Genomic DNA, 1,077 nt, shown 5'->3' with positions numbered 1-1,077 from the left:
CAAACCGCTCCCGGCTCCACGGACTGGCCGCTTCGATCAGCCGCCCCACCGGGTCGTACCGGTAATCGATGTATCCCTTGGTGCTGTCCTCGATCTGCGTCAGTTGCCCCGCCGCGTCGTAGCGGTAGCGCCGATCGACGATCGGCATCGGCGCCTTGTCTCGCTGCAGCGCCGTTTGAATCACACGGCCCGCCGGGTCATAGACGCTCTTCAATCCCAACTGCCCGCCCAGCATCCGCTTGGTCTCGCGGTGCAGATCGTCGCGCTCGAACTGGATCCGCTCCTCGCCATCGAGCAGCATCCCGTGCACATGCCCCGACCCGTACGTGAGCCAATCGATCGCATGCCCATCGGGGCGGATCGTCTTGATGCGGTTGCCCAACTCGTCGTACTGGTGATGCCAAACGTAGCTGCGCGCCTCGTCGAACACCTTGTACGCGTGGTGCTCGCGCACCAGGTTGCCCACCGGATCGAAGAACCGCTGGATCTGGCTGTACCGGTTTTGCGCATCGATGAGCCGCCCGCTCTGGTCGTACGCGAAGCGCTCCTCGCTCGGCCCCGCGCTGCGCTTCGATAGCCGCCCGCCCCGGTCGTATTCGACCTGCGTCGTTTGCCCCGCCTCGTCGATCGAGGTAAGCCGCCCACTGGCTCGATCATACGTATAGCACGTGCGCTTGCCGTCGAACGCCACCTCTTCGAGCAACCGGCCCACCGGGTCGTAGCGGAAACCGTACGTCGCTTGGTTGGCATCGGTGAGGGCAGTGAGCCGCCCGAGCCGGTCGTAGCGGTACGCGATCGTTTGATCGAGCGCATCCACCCGGGCCGCGATCCGCCCCGCGCCGTCGTACTGGTAAAGCGTATTGCGGCCCAACGGATCGGTATGGCCCCGCAGCCGCCCCTCGGCGTCGTAGTGGATCTGCTCGATGCCCGCGGGCGATTGCACCTGCGCCAGTTGCCCGTTCTCGCCGTACGTGTATTTCGTCGTGTTGCCCGCCGCGTCCGCCGTCTCGCTCAGCCGCCCGTCGGTGTCGTATTTCCACTGGGTCGTCTTGCCCGAGCAATCGGTATAGCGCGTCA

1 pseudogene is annotated in these 1,077 nt (G+C 65.6%); it reads right to left on the bottom strand.

Annotated elements, in window-relative coordinates:
- Window positions 1-1,077 (bottom strand): annotated as a pseudogene (locus QQS38_RS25900) (RHS repeat-associated core domain-containing protein); the annotation flags it as partial.

Source organism: Trinickia sp. Z7 (assembly GCF_056498045.1).
This window is presented reverse-complemented; position numbering and strand designations above follow the sequence as displayed.